The sequence below is a fragment of the Paenibacillus sp. FSL R7-269 genome (assembly GCF_000517865.1).
Taxonomy (GTDB): Bacteria; Bacillota; Bacilli; order Paenibacillales; family Paenibacillaceae; genus Paenibacillus_AQ.
Map to the genome: position 1 here is coordinate 33,731 of NZ_ASPS01000068.1, position 17,811 is coordinate 51,541.

10 protein-coding genes are annotated in these 17,811 nt (G+C 55.5%); all 10 read right to left on the reverse strand.

Annotated elements, in window-relative coordinates:
- Positions 1-29 precede the first annotated feature (29 nt).
- Positions 30-2,819 carry an alpha-mannosidase gene (locus tag C162_RS26810; RefSeq protein ID WP_036699535.1) on the reverse strand — a complete coding sequence of 930 codons (2,790 nt, stop codon included), beginning with the start codon at positions 2,817-2,819 and terminating at the stop codon, positions 30-32.
- Between the two features lie 6 nt (positions 2,820-2,825).
- Positions 2,826-3,824 (reverse strand): glycoside hydrolase family 130 protein, encoded by a 999-nt coding sequence (locus C162_RS26815; protein ID WP_036699537.1) that lies wholly within the window; start codon positions 3,822-3,824, stop codon positions 2,826-2,828.
- A 38-nt stretch (positions 3,825-3,862) separates the two neighbouring features.
- A complete protein-coding gene (locus C162_RS26820) occupies positions 3,863-5,182 on the reverse strand; it encodes a glycoside hydrolase family 125 protein (protein WP_036699539.1) in 1,320 nt (439 codons plus the stop codon).
- 20 nt (positions 5,183-5,202) lie between these two features.
- Entirely contained in the window at positions 5,203-8,349 is a 3,147-nt protein-coding gene (locus tag C162_RS26825; protein ID WP_036699671.1) for an alpha-mannosidase, read from the reverse strand.
- A 17-nt stretch (positions 8,350-8,366) separates the two neighbouring features.
- The gene (locus C162_RS26830; RefSeq protein WP_036699542.1) at positions 8,367-10,661 is read right to left on the reverse strand and encodes a glycoside hydrolase family 3 N-terminal domain-containing protein; all 2,295 of its coding nucleotides are present in this window, start codon (positions 10,659-10,661) and stop codon (positions 8,367-8,369) included.
- A gap of 61 nt (positions 10,662-10,722) precedes the next feature.
- The gene (locus tag C162_RS26835; RefSeq protein WP_036699544.1) at positions 10,723-11,640 is read right to left on the reverse strand and encodes a carbohydrate ABC transporter permease; all 918 of its coding nucleotides are present in this window, start codon (positions 11,638-11,640) and stop codon (positions 10,723-10,725) included.
- Positions 11,641-11,669: 29 nt separating this feature from the next.
- Positions 11,670-12,596 (reverse strand): ABC transporter permease, encoded by a 927-nt coding sequence (locus tag C162_RS26840; RefSeq protein ID WP_036699546.1) that lies wholly within the window; start codon positions 12,594-12,596, stop codon positions 11,670-11,672.
- Between the two features lie 90 nt (positions 12,597-12,686).
- Positions 12,687-14,192 carry an ABC transporter substrate-binding protein gene (locus C162_RS26845; protein ID WP_036699547.1) on the reverse strand — a complete coding sequence of 502 codons (1,506 nt, stop codon included), beginning with the start codon at positions 14,190-14,192 and terminating at the stop codon, positions 12,687-12,689.
- Between the two features lie 277 nt (positions 14,193-14,469).
- Positions 14,470-15,987, reverse strand: coding sequence for a response regulator transcription factor (locus C162_RS26850; RefSeq protein WP_036699549.1), 1,518 nt, complete (start codon positions 15,985-15,987; stop codon positions 14,470-14,472).
- Positions 15,980-17,806, reverse strand: coding sequence for a sensor histidine kinase (locus C162_RS26855; protein ID WP_327196396.1), 1,827 nt, complete (start codon positions 17,804-17,806; stop codon positions 15,980-15,982). Before C162_RS26855 ends, C162_RS26850 begins: the two co-directional genes overlap by 8 nt.
- Between the last annotated feature and the right edge of the window lie 5 nt (positions 17,807-17,811).

A 17,811-nucleotide genomic window follows, 5' to 3' on the forward strand; every position in this document is an offset into this window, starting at 1 on the left:
ACCTCCCACCTCTCCCTTCTTCGCGTGGATCAGCGCAGCCGGAGGCCGACCGTTGTAATCTGATGTCCGCCAAGCGGCAGCTTGAGCGAAGCATCTCCTTCAGTCTGAAGCTCTTCACCTTCTGCTTCCAGCACATTCGAAGTATAGAAGGCAGCAACCGGCAGCGCGGATTCCAGCTCCAGCTCGCAAGGCTCAGCCGTCAGGTTGAACCAGCGGAGCAACACATCGCCGCGTTCCTTGTTCAGCTTCATAGAGGAGAAGGCAGCGGTCTTGCTACTCCAGCGAACAGCCGAATACACAGCGGGAATTGTCCCCGCATGAACCTCTGCCTGCGCAAAGGTCCAAGGAATCTGGAATTGGTATGCAGCCGCAGCGGTACCGGAAGTTACGGCATCCCCGCTATGTGGCAGGAGCAGCAGATCTGCTGTTTGCTCTCCCAGACACTGGGCTTCCGGTGTAGGGAACCAGCCCCAGTCGCCCATCTCGCCGACACTGCGGAGCAGCGTCACGGCGATTGTACCACGGCCATCCCGCAGAATCTCGTATTCGTGTAATCCGAGATTAGCGACTGTCAGGCCTGCATTGTCCCCGGCAACATCCACGAAGCACTGCTGATGCTGGGCATTGCTCGGGTTCTGCCATTCCGGTGCCGGCTCATTGGGACGTTCCGCCAGCTCGAACATCGAATCCACGCGGTGCGAGGCTGCGGCCAGATCCGCAGGGAACAGCATCCGCAGACGGTGGTCTTTAGCCGTGTTATCTATGAAGCTCTTTACTTCCAATCCCTTGCCGCTACGCTCCAGTCTCAAGACCGTCCGCAGCTTAAGGGTTACTGTAGCGGCACTACGTTTAGCCTGCCGTTCCGGGTAATAGACCAATGCCCGCTGCTCTTCTTCCAGCAAGGCATCGGCCGAAGCCGGGATCTCCCAGGCATGGGTGATTTCGATGGAAGCGCGGTATGGCGTATCTTCAATGACAGCGATCTGCGCGTCAAGCCCCAGAGTCGTCAGCGGTACTTCACCCGCAGGCTGTCTGTACATATACTCATTTCCGATGTCACCAGTATTCTCGTAGACACCGAGGTCTCGGTAGACTTTGCCGCTAGGCTTATGCTCCAGCGTGAAGGAACCGTCAGCCATAACCTCGACCCGCAGCGTGTCGTTCTCCAATACGCGCGCGCCTTGAATCAGCGAAGCCGTGACGGAAGCCACAGCTTGCAGGTTCCCCTCCGAAGCGCTTCTGGCAGTATCGGCTTCCGCGGCAGCCGCCCCAACAGGGCGAACCCAGGCATAGGTGCGCAGCCCCAGGGCAGGCACATCCGCCGCCTCGAAGGTCAGCCGCACCTTGCGGCAGCTATACGGCTGGCGGAAGCGGTCATCCGGCAGGTCGTAGCCGAAGGACAGGCCGAGATCCTCTACTGTACAAGGAACCGGCTGGCCTTGTTCATCGACCAGAACCCGTCCGGCCAGGTCCACGGCTTTCATCAACCGGGCATTCTCTTCAAGAGGCAGCCCATCGCGCAGATATTGGCGGGCTGCGTCCAGCTCAACGGTAACCGTACCGGTGCGGCTCCAGCCGCTGGTATTCGTCACCACGAGCGGAAGCGCCTCTTCGCCGTAAGCGGCGAAGCCGGTGGTGTCGACCGCTGCGGTGATCGCCTGCATACTATCCGCTACGATGCCTTCGGCCGTGTGATAGCTCTTGTCGAAGCGGGTGACCATCTCGCGGTGCACCTCATCCACGCTGCAGCCGCAGATGGAATCATGCGGATGGTTCTGCAGCAGCGTCTTCCACGCATAATCCAGCAGATGCTGCGGATACTCCCCGCCATGCAGCTTAGCGATAACTGCCAGCGGCTCAGCCACCTTTTCCAGCATGGCCTGACCGCGCTGGTTGAGCTGCTTCAGGTACACGCGGGCAGAAGCGGTATTAACCAGCGTTCCCCAGCCGTCCGTGCGCTGGCTCCGAAGTTCTCCCTTCACTGTAGACAGGCTGCGGCCAGCCAATGAAGCTTCCACTGCCTTGATATAGTCCGGGAAGTTCGAGTGAACGAAGGCGACCTCCGGGTGCAGCTTCTCTGCTGTGCGGATCGCCTCCGGCAGGTCAGTCTGCAGCGGCTGGTGATCGCAGCCGTTCATGAACAGCAGCTGATCGGTCGCTGCATACTGCCGGGCATCGCCCAGCTTACGCTCCCAGAAGCGGCGGGCCTCCTCAAGCTCCACCGGAACCTCATTCCCGTTGGAATACCAGTTGGCGAACAGGATGCCCAGCACCTGCGAGCCGTCCGGCCCTTCCCAGACCAGCTCCGAGAACGAGGATTCATAGCCGTCATCCGAGACCATATTGTTGAAGCCCGTCGGCTTCACGCCGCGTCCGAAGAACGCGTTGGTAATGCCGGCCTGCTGCATAAGCTGCGGAATCTGTCCGGTCAGGCCGAAGGTGTCCGGGAAATAACCAATTTTGGACACTTCACCATAGACTGCCGCATCCTGATGTCCCAGCTGTAAGTTACGCACATTGGCTTCCGGGCTGGTCAGGAACGCATCCTGAAGAATGTACCAAGGTCCGATAAATATCCGGCCCTCCCGGATATGCCGTATCAGCCGCTCCCGGTTCTCCGGGCGGACCTGCAGATAATCCTCGATGATAATCGTCTGCCCGTCGAAGAAAAAGCTGCGGAAGTCCGGGTTCTGCTCCAGCGTGTCCAGCAGCGTATCCACGAGCTGAATCAGCCGGATGTGATGGCGCTCATAAGGCAGATACCATTCCCGGTCCCAGTGCGTATGCGAGATAATATGTGCCGTCTGTTGTTTGGTCATAACCGGTTACCCCTCAATCTCCAGCGGATATTCATCCATATAGCTGATCAGCTCATCCACGGTTGTGAACGCCAGACCCGTCACCGTATCCGCACAGCCGTAGTAGATAGCAATCCGTCCGGTAGCAGCATCGGTCAGTGCCGCGCAAGGGAACGTCACGTTCGGCACATCGCCCACACATTCATATAGCTCTTCCGGGCCGAGGATGTAGTTGCGCGAACGCGCTTTTACCTTCCAAGGCTGTTCCAGATCCAGCAGCGCTACCCCCATGCGGTAGACGAACCCGTTGCAGGTGTTGATAACGCCGTGATAGATCAGCAGCCAGCCCTTGTCCGTTTCAATCGGAATCGGTCCAGGACCAATCTTCTTGGACTGCCACGCGGAAGCATCACCGTCAACCGTACCCATCACATAGCGGTGCTTACCCCAGAAGGTCAGGTCAGGACTCTCACTGTAAAAAATATCGCCAAACGGCGTATGCCCCGTATCACTAGGACGGCTAAGCATCGCATAGTTGCCGCCGATCTTGCGCGGAAGCAGCACCCCGTTGCGGTTGTACGGCAGGAAGGCATTCTCCAGCTGGTGGAAGGTTTTGAAATCGAATGTATACGCCAGGCCAATCGTCGGCCCGTGATACCCGTTGCACCAGGACACATAATAACGGTCGTCAATCTTGCAGACGCGTGGATCATAGCGGTACTCGCGCTTGGTGATCTCTTCATCACCCTCGAATACGATTGGCTCATGGTTGATTTTCCAATTCACGCCGTCTTCACTGAAACCCGCGAAGATATCCATGCTGACCGACCGCGAGTCACAGCGGAACACCCCTGCGAAGCCGCCTTCAAACGGAATGACTGCCGAGTTGAACACACTGTTCGAGTTCGGAATGGCGTTGCGCGGAATGATCGGGTTGGCGGAATATCTCCATACTGGGGAATTCGTGCCCTCAGGCTTCTCCTGCCAAGGGATGTTCGGTAGTGCTTCTCCAATAATTGTACTCATGATCTGGTCTCCTTTATCTGTGTAAAAGTATGTTTGTGTTAGAGAATGCCTTCCTTCAGCGCCCGCAGGATCAACTGCGAGAACAAGCTGTTCGACCAGGCGAACCACTTGCGGGTGAACACGGACGGATCGTCAGCGTGGAAGCCCTCATGCATATAGCCGGTATCGGCATCGGTTGCTTCCAGCATGGCGATGACCGCCAGCCGCTCTTCCTTGCTGTTTGCAGTAATGCCCTGCATCGACAGTGCCATATGCCAGATGTAGCCCGCAGGGGTATGAGGACTGCCGATTCCCTTGGCGGCCTTGCCCTCGAAGTAGAACGGATTCTCCTTGCCCAGCGCGAAGCGTCTCGTATTCTGGTAGACCGGATCGTCATTGTTCAAATAACCCAGGTACGGAATGGACATCAGGCCCGGCGTTCCGGCATCATCCATCAGGCTGTAATTGCCATAACCGTCTGTCTCGTACGCGTAGATCGGTCCGAATTCCGGATGGCGGTAGGTGCCGTACAGCTTGATGCCGTGATCGACCTCCAGCTCCAATTCCTTCAATTCGGCGAGGAAATCCAGATCCCGGAAGACCCATTCGGCAAAATCCTGCATCTGCCGCAGCGCCACCACAGCGAACATGTTCCCCGGAATGTTGTAGTGGAAATCGCAGGCGTCATCGCTGGAGCGGAAGCCGGACCAGATCATGCCGGTGTAATTCACAGGCATCCCAAGGCCGCCGTTACGGATGGAATCCTCTATAATCCCGTTATTCCGCGTGAAACGGTACGGGGACTCTTCGGTATGATGCTGCTCGCGCTTGAACAGGTCGGTGATGACGCGCAGCATTTTTTTGAAATCGGCGGTGAAGAAATCAGTCTGCTTCGTCTCTTCCCAATAAGCATGGGCCAGGCGGATTACGAAGCACAGCGAGTCGATCTCGAATTTGCGCTCCCACACCCAGGGCGACATCTCCGTCACATCGGCGGCATTCCAGTGCCAGTCATTGGCCGACTCATTGAACGCGTTGGCGTAAGGATCAATCAGCACATACTCGGTATGGCGCTTGATCAGCCCGCCGATAATCCGCTGCAGGTCAGCATCTTCCGCGGCAAAAGGCACATAATGAATGACCTGCTCCACCGAATCGCGCAGCCAGCAGGCGGGGATGTCCCCCGTAATGACAAAGGTGGTTCCGTCATCAAGCAGCTTGGTAGTGGTCTCCAGTGTATTCGGGAAGCAGTTGCGGAACAGGCGCTGCAGCTTAGGCCGGTGGGCCAGCTTCGCTTCGGCATCGGCCAGCACGGCCTGAATGGATGACGGCAGCGTAAGCTCCGGCATCTCAATGCGGGGAAGTCTGAATTGTTCCAAGGTAGTAGTCTCCTTCTCGCTTAATCTATAGTAGGATGAATAATCTTAATCGTCTTAATCTCGAATGGATGGAAGTCTAGCGTCAGCACGCCGTCTTCATCCGGCAGCAACTCTGTCTCTTCCTCCAGTGCATTGGACAGATAGATAGCGGAGTGCGGCAGCGGCCAGCTGATCCGAACGGTCTCGCGTCCCCCGGCTGATTCATACAGCCGCAGGATACTGCCCTTACCATCTTCCGCCAGCTTGACGGTATCCAGCACCACCTGCTTCCCTTCATAGGGAAGGAAGGAGCCGGTGGACGGATGCTGTCCCGCACTCGCCTCGCAGGCTACCGCGTAGGAAGCATGATTCAACTCAGCGGCCTTGCGCTGGGTATGCGCCGAACGCCAGTCTCCGGTATGCGGGTAGAGCGAATAGGTGAATTCATGCTCTCCCTGATCGGCCGAATGATCCGGCCAGCGCGGTGCGCGCAGCAGGGACAAACGGATGGTGCTACCCTGCGTGTCATAGCCGTATTTGCAGTCGTTCAGCAGGCTGACACCGTAATCATGCTCCGACACATCGGCATAGCGGTGCCCGCAGACCTCATACTGCGCCTGCTCCCAGCTGGTGTTACGGTGCGTAGTCCGCTCCAGTGCGCCGAACGGAATCTCATACGTAGCCTTGCTGGTCACTACATCAATCGGGAAGCCAACCTTCAGCAGCTTGTGGGCTTCGTGCCACTCGACCTTCGTCTTGAAGTCAATCCGCTTGTCGGTGTGGTACAGGATCAGCTCCTGCTGGATTTCCGATTGGCCTAGACTCCAGCGGAAGAACAATACATCGCAGACAGGACCTGTGGACAGCAGCCGCTTCTCCAGCAGTACCGCTGCTCCGGCAGGTTGCTCCTCATAACGGCTGTCGATATCCCAGGCATCCCAGAGAATCGGACGGTCATGGAAGAAATGCAGCCGGTTCAGCGCTTCCCCGGACTTCACAATCTCACGCCCGGCTTCCTTGTCATACAGGCTGATAATTTCGCCCAGCTCGTTGAACTGGAGCTGGTAGTAACCGGTCTCCCAACGATCTTCGAACGTATCGGAGTTCGCCGCAGAGATTGAGTTATTGCCTGCATCCGATGCGTCTGCCCCCTGCGCCTCTTCCCGCAGCCACACGGTTGCATACCCGAATGCCGGAACCTCCGGCACCCGCACACGCAGCACCGTTTGCTTGCCTTCTGTAGTCAGCTCTGCCGGAAGCCGTGTTCCGTTTCCGTCATAGACGGCGACAGTAGCAGGCACCACTTCAGAGCCAACCGCAAGCTCGGTTACCATATCCCGGGTCCAGCCCAGACCGTTCAGGATGACATAAGGCTGTCCCTCTCCACGGGTATCAATAGCCGATACGGCAGCCTCCATGACGGACTTCAGGCAGCTCTCCCCAAGGATGAAGATATTCTTGTATTCCTTGTCCGAAGTCTCATAGACCTCAGGAATCGACGAGCCGGGGATAATATCATGGAACTGGTTCAGCAAAATCATCTTCCAGCCTTCATGCAGGGCTTCCCCTACCTCTTCCCTCCGCTGCGGTGTCAGCCCGTGTCCAGCCAGCGTCTGCCATAGCTCAGCTTCCCGGTACAGAATCTCGGCCTTGCGGTTATTGCGCTTGTTCCGTGCATGGGTCGTATAGGTCCCCCGGTGCAGCTCAAGGTATAGATCGCCCTGCCAGACCGGCAGCTCAGGTGCAGCCTGCTCGATGCCTGCGAAGAAATCTGCCGCCGTGCTGTAGCTAGAGGCAGGTTGACCTACCATCAGCTCTGAACGCGACAGGTATTCCAGCATCTCCCGCGTCACGCCGCCACCGCCGTCGCCGTGCCCGTAGAGCAGCATTTGCTCGCTGTGAATGGCTTTTTGGCGGTAGGACTGCCAGTGCTCATGGATATCCTTCGGCAGCGTATTCTCATTCACGCCATGGTTCATATAGGATAATAGCGCTGTCCCGTCGATTCCGACCCAATGGAACAGATCATACGGGAACAGGTTCGTGTCATTCCATCCAAGCTTCGTGGTCATGAAGTAACGGACCTTGCCGTGCTTCAGAATCTGCGGCAGGGAGGCGCAATAACCGAAGGTGTCCGGCAGCCATTCAATCTCGGACTGCTGGCCGAACTCCTCCTGGTAGAAGCGCTGTCCGTACAGCATCTGCCGCATCAGCGATTCCCCGCTCGGGATATTCAGATCCGGCTCGACCCACATGCCCCCGACCAGCTCCCAGCGGCCTTCCTGAATCCGTGCCTTCACCTTCGCGTACAGCTCAGGATCATTGTCCTTCAGATAAGCGAACAGCTGCGGCTGGCTCTGGGCATAGCGGTATTCCGGGTACTCCTCCATCAGCGCATGTACGCTCGAGAAGGTCCGGCTGGTCTTGCGCACCGTCTCCCGGGCAGGCCATAACCAGGCGATGTCGATATGCGACTGCCCGATCATATGAATGAAGCCCTCGCTGTTGCCGCCGATGGTCTTCACTTTTGCCACCAGTTCCTGCTCGATTGCCTCTATCCCCTTGCCAGCCTGCGAAACGTCAGTCCCCAAATTCACATAAGCATCCATCGCCTGATGCAGGGCCTCCAGCATGCGAACGCGCCGGAAGTCCTGCTCCGGCAATAGCAGCATCGAATCCCGGACGACGGTAACTGTGTACATCAGCGATTGTACAGGCAGGTTCACTCTGACCAGCGCTGCGGTAATCGACCGGACCGGCGGCTGAATGACCGCTTGTTTATTCAATGGGTCATCCGGCTCAGGGATCGGATCATAGAGCTCAATCTCAATCTCCGGGTGTCTGCCGCCCGTCTCCGGATTCAGGGAAGCATAGGTATGATTGCGGTCAATCCCCTGCTGGGAGGCTCCGTTCACACGCAGCAGCCCTTCGCCGCCGGAGTGGAAGATCAGCCCGGTATCCTTATCGGTCCAGTCCGCCGGGATATCCAGGGTGGTGCGGAAGTAATAGGTGGTGCCTTGCACGCTCGGAAACAATCCGAACGACTCGCTGCCCGAATAAGGCTGTGCTTCGTCATAGTGTCCCGGCTGCCGGTAGATGGTGGAGAAGACCTTCCAGTCATCAAGCACCCGGTATTCCAGCCACTGCTGCTGCGAGCATTCACGAATGAACCGGTTAATCCGTTCGATGTTTATCTGCTCCATCTTTAGTCCTCCGTAACCGTAAGATCTATATTCAGCGTGTCATTCACATTCCTGCCGACACCGATGCGGAAGCTTCCCGGCTCGACCACCAGCTTGTAGTCTGTCCCGATATAGCTCAGATGCTCTGCATTCAGTGTGAAGCTCACCTTCTGCTTCTCTCCCGGCTCCAGTACGATTTTGCGGAAGCCCTTGAGTTCCTTGGCCGGTCTAGTCACCTTGCTGACCAGATCGGAAATATATAGCTGCACGACCTCCGCACCGCTGCGGGAGCCTGTATTCTCTACTTCCACTGTAACCTCAGCCGTTCCGTCAGTCCCGATCACCGCAGGCTCGACCTGTAGTCCGCTATAGCTGAATTCGGTGTAGCTGAGTCCAAAGCCGAACGGATAACGCGGCTGCGAATTCCCTTCCAGGTAGCGTACTCCCCGGGAACGTTTGCCTAAGTAATACACTGGCAGTTGTCCTACATCCTCAGGGAGGGAGAGAGTCAGCCTGCCGGACGGATTGACATCGCCGAACAGGATGTCGGCAATGGCGTGGCCGCCTTCCTGACCCGGATACCAGGCTTCCAGAATGGCATCCGCCTGTTCATCGATCCACGGCTCGGCAATGGGACGGCCGTTGATATACACAACGACTACCGGCTTGCCGAGCGCCTTCAGCTGCTTCATCAGCTCCAGCTGAACGCCGGACAGATGAAGCGACATGCGGTCGATGCCTTCGCCGCAGTCCATATCGCTAAGCGCATTCTCCGTCACCTTCGAGGCTCCGGTCCGCAGATCGATGCTGCCTTCGCCGAAATCACGGGCGCTTGACCCGCCCAGAGCCAGTACAACGATATCTGCTTCGGCAGCTACCTTACGTGCAAGCTCAAAGCCCTCTGTGGAGCTGTCCTTGATCCGGCAGCCCGGCGCATAACCTACCCGCTCCGGCTGCGCGGCAAGCTTGGCCCGTATTCCGGCCAACACTGTAACCACACGGTCACGCGGCTGCGGAGAGGTGTAATCGCCAAGCTGATTGTAGCCAATATCCGCATTTGGCCCGATAACCGCAACTGTCCCCTTGTCCTTAGACAACGGAAGCACTCCGTTATTCTTCAGCAGTACAATTCCCTCTGCCGCCACACTGCGCGCCAGCTCTGCATGCTCTGCGCTGCCAATCACCTGCTCTGCCACATCGGGATCGGCATACGGCTGTTCAAACAGGCCCAGCCGGAACTTCAGCTCCAGCACGCGTGCCGCTGCCTGGTCCACCAGCTTCTCATCCAGCCGCCCGGAGCGCAGCGCCGCAAGCAGATATCCGCCGAACATGACGCCGGACATCTCCATATCAATCCCGGCCGAGAGCGCCTGCACCGCTGCATCCTCGCCGCCAGCCGCCGTATCATGCCCCGAGGCCAGCATATCAATCGCACCGCAATCGGTAATGACCATGCCGCCAAAGCCCCATTCACCGCGCAGAATCTCTTCCAGCAGCTCCCGGTTCGTGGTACAAGGCACGCCGTCAATCTCGTTATAGGCCGGCATGATGGAGACCGCCCCGGCTTCCACTGCTTTGCGGAACGGGTACATATCGACCTCCAGCAGCTCCCGCTTGCCGATATGCGCCGGGCCGGCATTCCTGCCGCCCTCCGAGCTGCCATAGGCTACGAAGTGCTTGAGAGTTGCCCCCACACTGGAGCTACTGTCAAGACGGTCGCCCTGTAGTCCTTCCACAGACGCTACTGCATATTCGCCGATCAGATACGGGTCTTCGCCGAAGCATTCCTCGGTCCGGCCCCAGCGCGGATCACGCACCACATCCAGCACAGGGGAATAAGTTACGGCTCCGCCCTGCGCCCGGGTCTCCCGCGCGACGGCCCGGGACATCTCCCGGTAGAGGTCCACATTCCAGGTGCTGCCGATCAGCAGCGGAACCGGGAATACTGTGGCCCCGATCGCCATATGACCATGCGAGCATTCCTCGCCGATGAGGAGTGGAATGCCAAGCCTGGAATGCTCCAGCACATAACGCTGAATCGCATTGACGGCCTCCGCTCCCGCCCGTGCATCCAGCCCGCTCTCCAGCGTAACTCCTGTCCAGGGATCGGCCCGCAGGGTTCCGTATAATGCGCCGACGCCGCCTTCGCGGATCTGGCGTTTGAAGTCTTCTGTCAGTTCTATCTTTCGATCTGTATGATCATAGGTCTGCCACCCGAAGAGCTGCACCAGCTGGCCGACCTTCTCTTCCGGCGTCATCAGCCCGAGCAGATGTTTCGTCCGCTCCTTGACGGGCTGTGTATGGTCTCTATATAACATCCTGGCTCCACCCTCTCTCCTTTGATCTATATAAAAGATATTTAAGATTTGGATTTGAAACTTACTCCTTAACCGCCCCAACAGTAAGACCCTGAATGAAGTAACGCTGGAAGAACGGATATGCGAAGATAATCGGTCCGGTTGCCAGCACCACCATCGCCATACGCGAGGTATCCTGCGGCATGGAGCGGAGCGCTTCCAGACTTAGCGAGCTGTTCTGCGAGTTCTGCAGAATGAACTGCATACTGGTCTCGATCCGCATCAGCATCGACTGCAGCGGCACCAGGTTCGGATTGTCAATATAGAGCAGCGCGTTGAACCAGTCATTCCAGTACCCCAGGGTGCTGAACAGGCCAATTGTAGCGAGACCCGGTAAGGACAGCGGCAGCACAATTCCGAGGAAGGTTCGGAACTCTCCGGCGCCGTCGATTTTGGCCGACTCGATCAGCGCATCCGGCACACTGGTAATATAGAAGGTACGCAGAATCATAATGTAAAAAGCATTCACCGCCAGCGGCAGCACCAGCGCCCAAATGCTGTCCTTCAGGCCCAGCATCTGTGTTACCACAATATAGGTCGGAACCAGACCGCCGTTAAACAGCATGGTGAAAAAGGAAAAAAACGCGAAGAAATTGCGGTATTTGAAGCTTTTACGTGAAATGGCATAGGCATAAAGTGAAATAATAAGCAGGCTGACAATCGTACCAATGACGGTTACCGCAATGGTCACTCCGTACGAACGGAGCAGCGTGTCCCCTGAGCTAAATACATATTTGTAGGCTTCCAGACTCCATTTGGCCGGAATTAACCGGTAGCCGTCCCGCGCCAGCGCCCCTTCGTCCGTGAACGAGATGAGGACAACGAACAGGAACGGGAAGATACACAGGATGGCAAAGCCTCCGGCGATACAGTTGAAGATGGTACTCAGCACCGGCGACAGCCGATGGAAATCGCGCGATTTCGCAACGTTAGCAGACATTTGGATGACCTCACTTTCCTTCATTTTCCCTAGAATAATGCACTGTCCTTATCGAATTTGCGCACGATGTAATTAGAGGTAAGAACCAGCACGAACCCGACCACTGATTGATATAAGCCCGCAGCCGTACTCATTCCGATCTCGCCGGTAGTCTTAAGTCCACGGTACACATACGTATCGATGACGTTAGTCACGCTGTAGAGTGTCCCCGAATCTCTCGGCACCTGATAGAACAGCCCGAAGTCGGCATAGAAAATCTTCCCGATCGCAAGCAGCGTCATAATGATAATGATCGGCTTCAGCATCGGCAACGTGATACTGCGGATCTGCTGGAGCTTACTGGCTCCGTCGATCATCGCGGCTTCGTACAGGGATTTGTCTATACCCATAATGGCGGCGAGATAGACCACGCTGTTATAGCCGACGGCCTTCCAGAGGAATACGAATATAATAATGAACGGCCAGTATTTCGATTCTGAGTACCAGGAGATATTGCTGCCGAACATGGAGTTAAGCAGGCCCCGCTCCGAGCTCAGGAAGGCGAACGCGAAGTATCCCACAACGACCCAGGACAGAAAATACGGCAGGAACATGCCTGTCTGATAGAACTTGGCCAGCTTCTTATTGGCAATCTCGGACAGCACCACCGCCATCAGCACCGACAGGATCAGGCCCAGACCGATGAAGGCTATGTTATATAAAAGAGTATTGCGTGTGATCAGATAGGCATCATTGGTGCTGAACAGAAACTTGAAGTTATCCCAGCCGACCCACTTGCTGTTGATGATGCTGGCCCAGAAGCCATCCCGGCTGAAGCGGTACTCCTTAAACGCAATAACCGTACCCACCATCGGCAGGTAAGAGAAGAATAAAAACCACAGCGTGCCCGGCAGAACCATAAACAGCAGCACTTTGTTTCTCAATACATCTTTGGCGGACTTTCCTATTTTCCCCATACTTCTAGTTCCTCCTATGCCGGAAAATTCTTATATTTACAAAAAAGATCGGGCCAAGTCTAATCACCCGCCCGATCCTCTAATAGAATGCTACTTATTATTCGCTGCTTTCCAGGCGTCGATCTGTGTTTGAGCTTCGGCAATAATTTTATCCAGACCGGCAGCCTTTAATTTCTCGTTAGCCTTGGTCAGGTACTCTTCCGAATCTACAGATCCGGTCATCAGCGGTGCCCAGAATTCTTCCTTCACGTTCTGAACAGCGGCGATTTCATTCGTCACCTTGGACGTATCGAAGTTGAAGCCGAGCAGCGGTGCGTTGATACCAGCATCATTGAATTTCTTGAATTCTTCCCATTTGTTCTCAGGGTCGCCTTCATTCAGATAGTTGATCATGATGTTACCCAGGGAGAAGGTAGGCATATCGTAGTTCTTCGCATCCGGGAGGTTCTTGATCATGTTGTCGCTGATCTTCTCGTAATGCACGCCTTCGATCCCGGAGTCAATCATGTTGCGCAGCTTAGGATCTGTGTTCAGCAGGTTCAGGAACTCCATCGCTTTCTCAGGATACGCGGAGTTAGCGGAGATGGCCTGCATGGAGCCCATTACGGACCAGTTGTAGATGTAAGGCTGGCTGGCTGGTGTGGACACGACCGGATACCCGTAGCTTGCGGACCACAGATTGTCAGCCATCGGCTGGGTGGATGCACGGTCAGTGAACCATTTGCCGGCTTTGTACAAGTCATCTACCGACGAGGTAGTCGCTACTTCAGGGGAGATATAACCCGCCTGATAGAATTTGCGGACCGTCTTAAGCGCTTCCTTGATGTCTGGAGTTTCCAGGATGTTAACCACTTTGTAGTCCTTGGTGTCCATATAGACAGCCATCGGCATCTTCTCAATCACATAGTCAAAAGGCATAACTGGCATGAAGTCCTTGACCATCGCGTAAGGAGTGACTCCAGGCTCGTTTTCTTTGATCGTTTTGAGCAGCGGCTCCAGATCCGCCATCGTCTTCACGCTGGTCAGATCCAGCTTGTATTTGTCGAGCAGCTCTTTATTGAAGCGGAAGACCTCTTGAGCCGGAAGCTCTTTGTTCGCAGGAATCGCATAATTGTGGCCGTCTACCTTGGAGCCTTCCAGGAAGGCCGGGTCAATCGTATCCACAATGCCCTTGCCCTGATTCTTCAGCAGATCATCGAGCTGCAGGAAGGCACCCTTACGTGCATTCTGCACATAATCGAAGGCCCAGGAGGAGGTGAACAGGATATCCATCGGCTCACCGGAAGCTGCCATAACCTGCATTTTTTGCGTATAGTCGCCGAAGTCGAGCATTTTGATATCCAGTGTTGCGTTGATTTTCTCAAGTGTGTATTTATTGACTTCTGTGAGCACCTTGTCCATATCTTTCTGCGGTGGCCCGATCGTGTACCAGATCAGTTCCACAGGTTTCTCTGTAGCCTCCGAGGCTTTGTTGCCGCCTGAAGCTGCTTCCCCGCCTGCATTGTTCTTACTGTTCCCCCCGCACGCCGTTAGCGCCAGTGAAACGGTTAAAAGCGTTGTCAACAACAAGGAGAAGTGTTTCTTTTTCTTACTCATTTGCCGTACCCCCTTTTAATTAGCTGTCTGGTCTTTCAGGCTTACCGGATCTTTCCGGCTGCTGCTTTCCTTGAGCTATACCTTAACTTTATAAGATGAAAGCAGTTTCAAATAGAAGAGAAACTATAGTTTTTCAGGTATGAAATAAAGAAAATAAGCTTACCTGCAAAGGCAGGTTATTGATCTTTTACAAGGGCTGTAATGTTCTGGCGAGAAATCAATGAATACGTTATCAACGTGAATACTCTTCTTTCCTGTAACGCACAAGAGGGCTGCCTCACAGCAGCCCCTTGAATTCCGTCGGCGAGATGCCGACATATTTCTTGAATTGCTTGTAGAAATAGCCCATTTCCCAGTATCCCACATTCCTGGCGATCTCCTGAACCTTCAGGTTCGTCGAACGGAGCTGCTCCTTGGCCTTATCGATCCGGTAGCGGTTCATATACTCCGCAAACGATTCGCCAGTCATCTTATGGAACAGCTGTCCCAGATACACCGGATGAATGTTGAACATGAAGCCCAGCTTCTTCAGCGACAGATCCTCACTGTACGATTTCGCGATATAATTCAGCACCTGGTTCACCACCGGACTCTTCAGCTCCCGGTCCAGCAGTTCGATGATACTCTCTGAGGTCTGCCGGAGTGCAGCGGACAGTGCAGGCAGCGAGTTCGCCCGGCGGATCGCCGTCAAGGCCTCGGCAATACATTCCCGCTCCGTTTCACTGCGGATATCCTTGATCAGCACCCGGAAGAAAAGAATCCATTCCAGCGAGATCTCCTCCAGCATCGCTGGCGTTAACCCGTCCATACTTGGGGCTGCAAAATATAGATCCAGTTGCTCCGACAGCCCCGCCACATTCTTAGACATAATGAGCTTGGCGTAATCGCTCCAGTCTTCGGGCAGGACCGATTGCAGATCCTCCTTCCGGTCCCTCAGCTGCTCATAATAGATACTGCTGCGCTCCGGGTGAATCTCCAGGAACTCCTGTGCCTGCTTCGCCTGTTCGTAGCTTGCGGGAGCGGCGTCCACCCCGTACACAGGCGAGCCCACTGCCGAGCGCAGCTTCTCACTGCTGGTGCATAAGCCGTTAATCTCCTCCAGCATGAACGCCATCTCCGCCGCACCGGCAGAGGCTTCTTCATAGTTATGTATCAGCACCAGATCATTATCCGAATCCCAGAACATGAAGAACGAAGCCTCTGCCCCGGCCAGATCGGACACCCTCTTCCTGAAGGCATCCGTTGCCGGCTCTACCTGCAGCAGGGCAACCTGTACATAACGGCTGGTGAGCGGCAGGCCGATCAGATTCAGCCGTTCGGAGCGCTCCTGCGGATCAATCTGCCCCCGCAGCCAGCGCAGCAGCACATTATCCTTCAGCACAGAATTCGTATATTCCCACCACTGCATATCCAGCCTGGAGACGTTCAGCTTCTCCACAATCGTCTCCAGCGTCTGCTGGAACTCCTCCAGATTAATCGGCTTCAGCAGATAGTTCTCGATCCCGAGCGACAGGCCTTCCTTCACATACATGAATTCATCGAAGCCGCTCAGCACCACCACCTTCAGATCCGGGCGGAATTCCCGGACGGCACGGATCAGCTCAAGACCGGTCATCACCGGCATGGAGATATCGGTAATCAGAATATCGGCGGGAATCTCCCGCAGCTGCTCCAGCGCTTCCTGCCCGTTCTCCGCCTGCCCCGCAATTGTGAGGCCCAGCTCCTCCCAATTGAGTATATCCTGCAGACCGCTCAGAATGAACGGCTCATCATCCACAATAAACACCTTATACATCTGCGCTCTCCTCCTTCAGCGGGTATGGAAAAGTAATCGTAACCACTGTTCCAGTCCCCTCCTCACTCTCCAGCTCTACGCCGTAGAGCTTCCCGTACATCAGTCTCAGCCGCTCATGAATACTGCGCAGCCCGAACGACTCGGACCCGGACAATTCGCCGTGATCCTCCAGCACCTCGCGGAGCCGGGCCAGCCGCTCTTCCGCAATCCCCTTGCCGTTATCCGTAACCTTGACCCGGATATTCTCCAGCTCCGCTGTGATCACAATACGGATCACATTATCAGTCTGCCCTGTCCGCATGCCGTGCAGAACATAGTTCTCGATGACCGGCTGCAGCGACATTTTGAGTACAGGGAGCTCTTCCAGCTCCGGGCTGCATTCGATGGTATACGCGAACCTGTCCTTGTACCGGATACGGAATAATTCCAGATACAGGCGGCAGGCCTCCAGCTCATCCTTGAACGTATATTTCAGCTTCGGACGGACGTACGACTTGAACAGCATGGACAGGCTGTAGATCATTTCCCCCACATCCTTCGCCCCGCTCGAAATCGCCCGCATCCGGATAACCTCTAATGTATTATACAGAAAATGCGGATTCACCCTGGCCTCCAGCGTGGCGATCTCCGTATGCTTCTGTTTGATTTCCGCCTTATAGACCTGGTCGATATATTGGTTCAGTTCATCCAGCATGCTGTTGAAGCTCTTGGCAATCTGGCCTAACTCATCTTCCTTGCCGTCCACAATCCGGGTGTTCAGATCCCCGTTCTTGACTTTGCGGGTGAAGCGGATAATGCGGTGGGTCCGTTTGGCAAAATTAGAAATGAACATCGCCGGCAGCAGCACGGCAAATAGAATACAGACGAGGGCGATGGACACAATGGTGCTCCGCGCACTGCTGTAAGTCTCGGCCAGCTCCTTCTTCGAGATCAGGCTGACCACCGTATACCCCGCCTGACTCTGCGTCTGGCTGGTGACAACCATTCCATCCACGGTAACCTCCTCGCCAGCGTTCATTCCCTGCAGCTTCGGCTGCTTCCGGCCGTATCCCTTCCCTGAGGAATCGAAGATGACTTCATTCTGGGCCGAGAGTACGAGGAGGTCGCCTTTGAAGTCCTGCTTATAATTATTCATGGCCTGCCAGATGGCCTCAGAATCGAAGTAGACCAGCAGCTGACCGATATTGAGCAGCGAGGACTTATTATTGATCGGCAGCTTTACCGAGAACAGCGGGGCTGCCGGCATCCCTATACTTTTCAGCACCCAGATATTCGGAACAGAGACGACACTCTCCTCACCCAGCACCATCGAATCGGGCACAAAAGAATGCGCCGCATTGGTCGAGATCCGCTCGAACTGCCGGCGGTTGTCGTAATAATACATCACCTGCTGGTTGGCGCTGTACAGGATCAGGCCGCGGATATCGGGATCATCGTCAATCTTGTTCTGGAAATACTGGATGGCGTTCGAGGTGGACTGTTCCCCCAGCAGAAAGCGGTCCAGCCGGTGCTCGATATAATCCCTTAAGGGATTCTCCAGCAGGAAGGTCGTATTACTGGCCAGACTCGCGTCCCTGTACACATCACGGAGCATGTCCTGAACAGATTGATATTTGTTCTCCACATAATTGCTGACGCTCTCCATGCTCTTGCGCTGGATATCCATCTGGCGCTGCACTGCCGAATCCGAGATTAGCATCAGCACCAGAATGGAGAAGGCGATAATGGTGGCTATGAAGATACAGGACACGATCAGCGTGAAGCGCAGGAACATATTGTCTTTAAAATACTTGCGGTACAGCGAAAGGCTTCGCATCATTCACC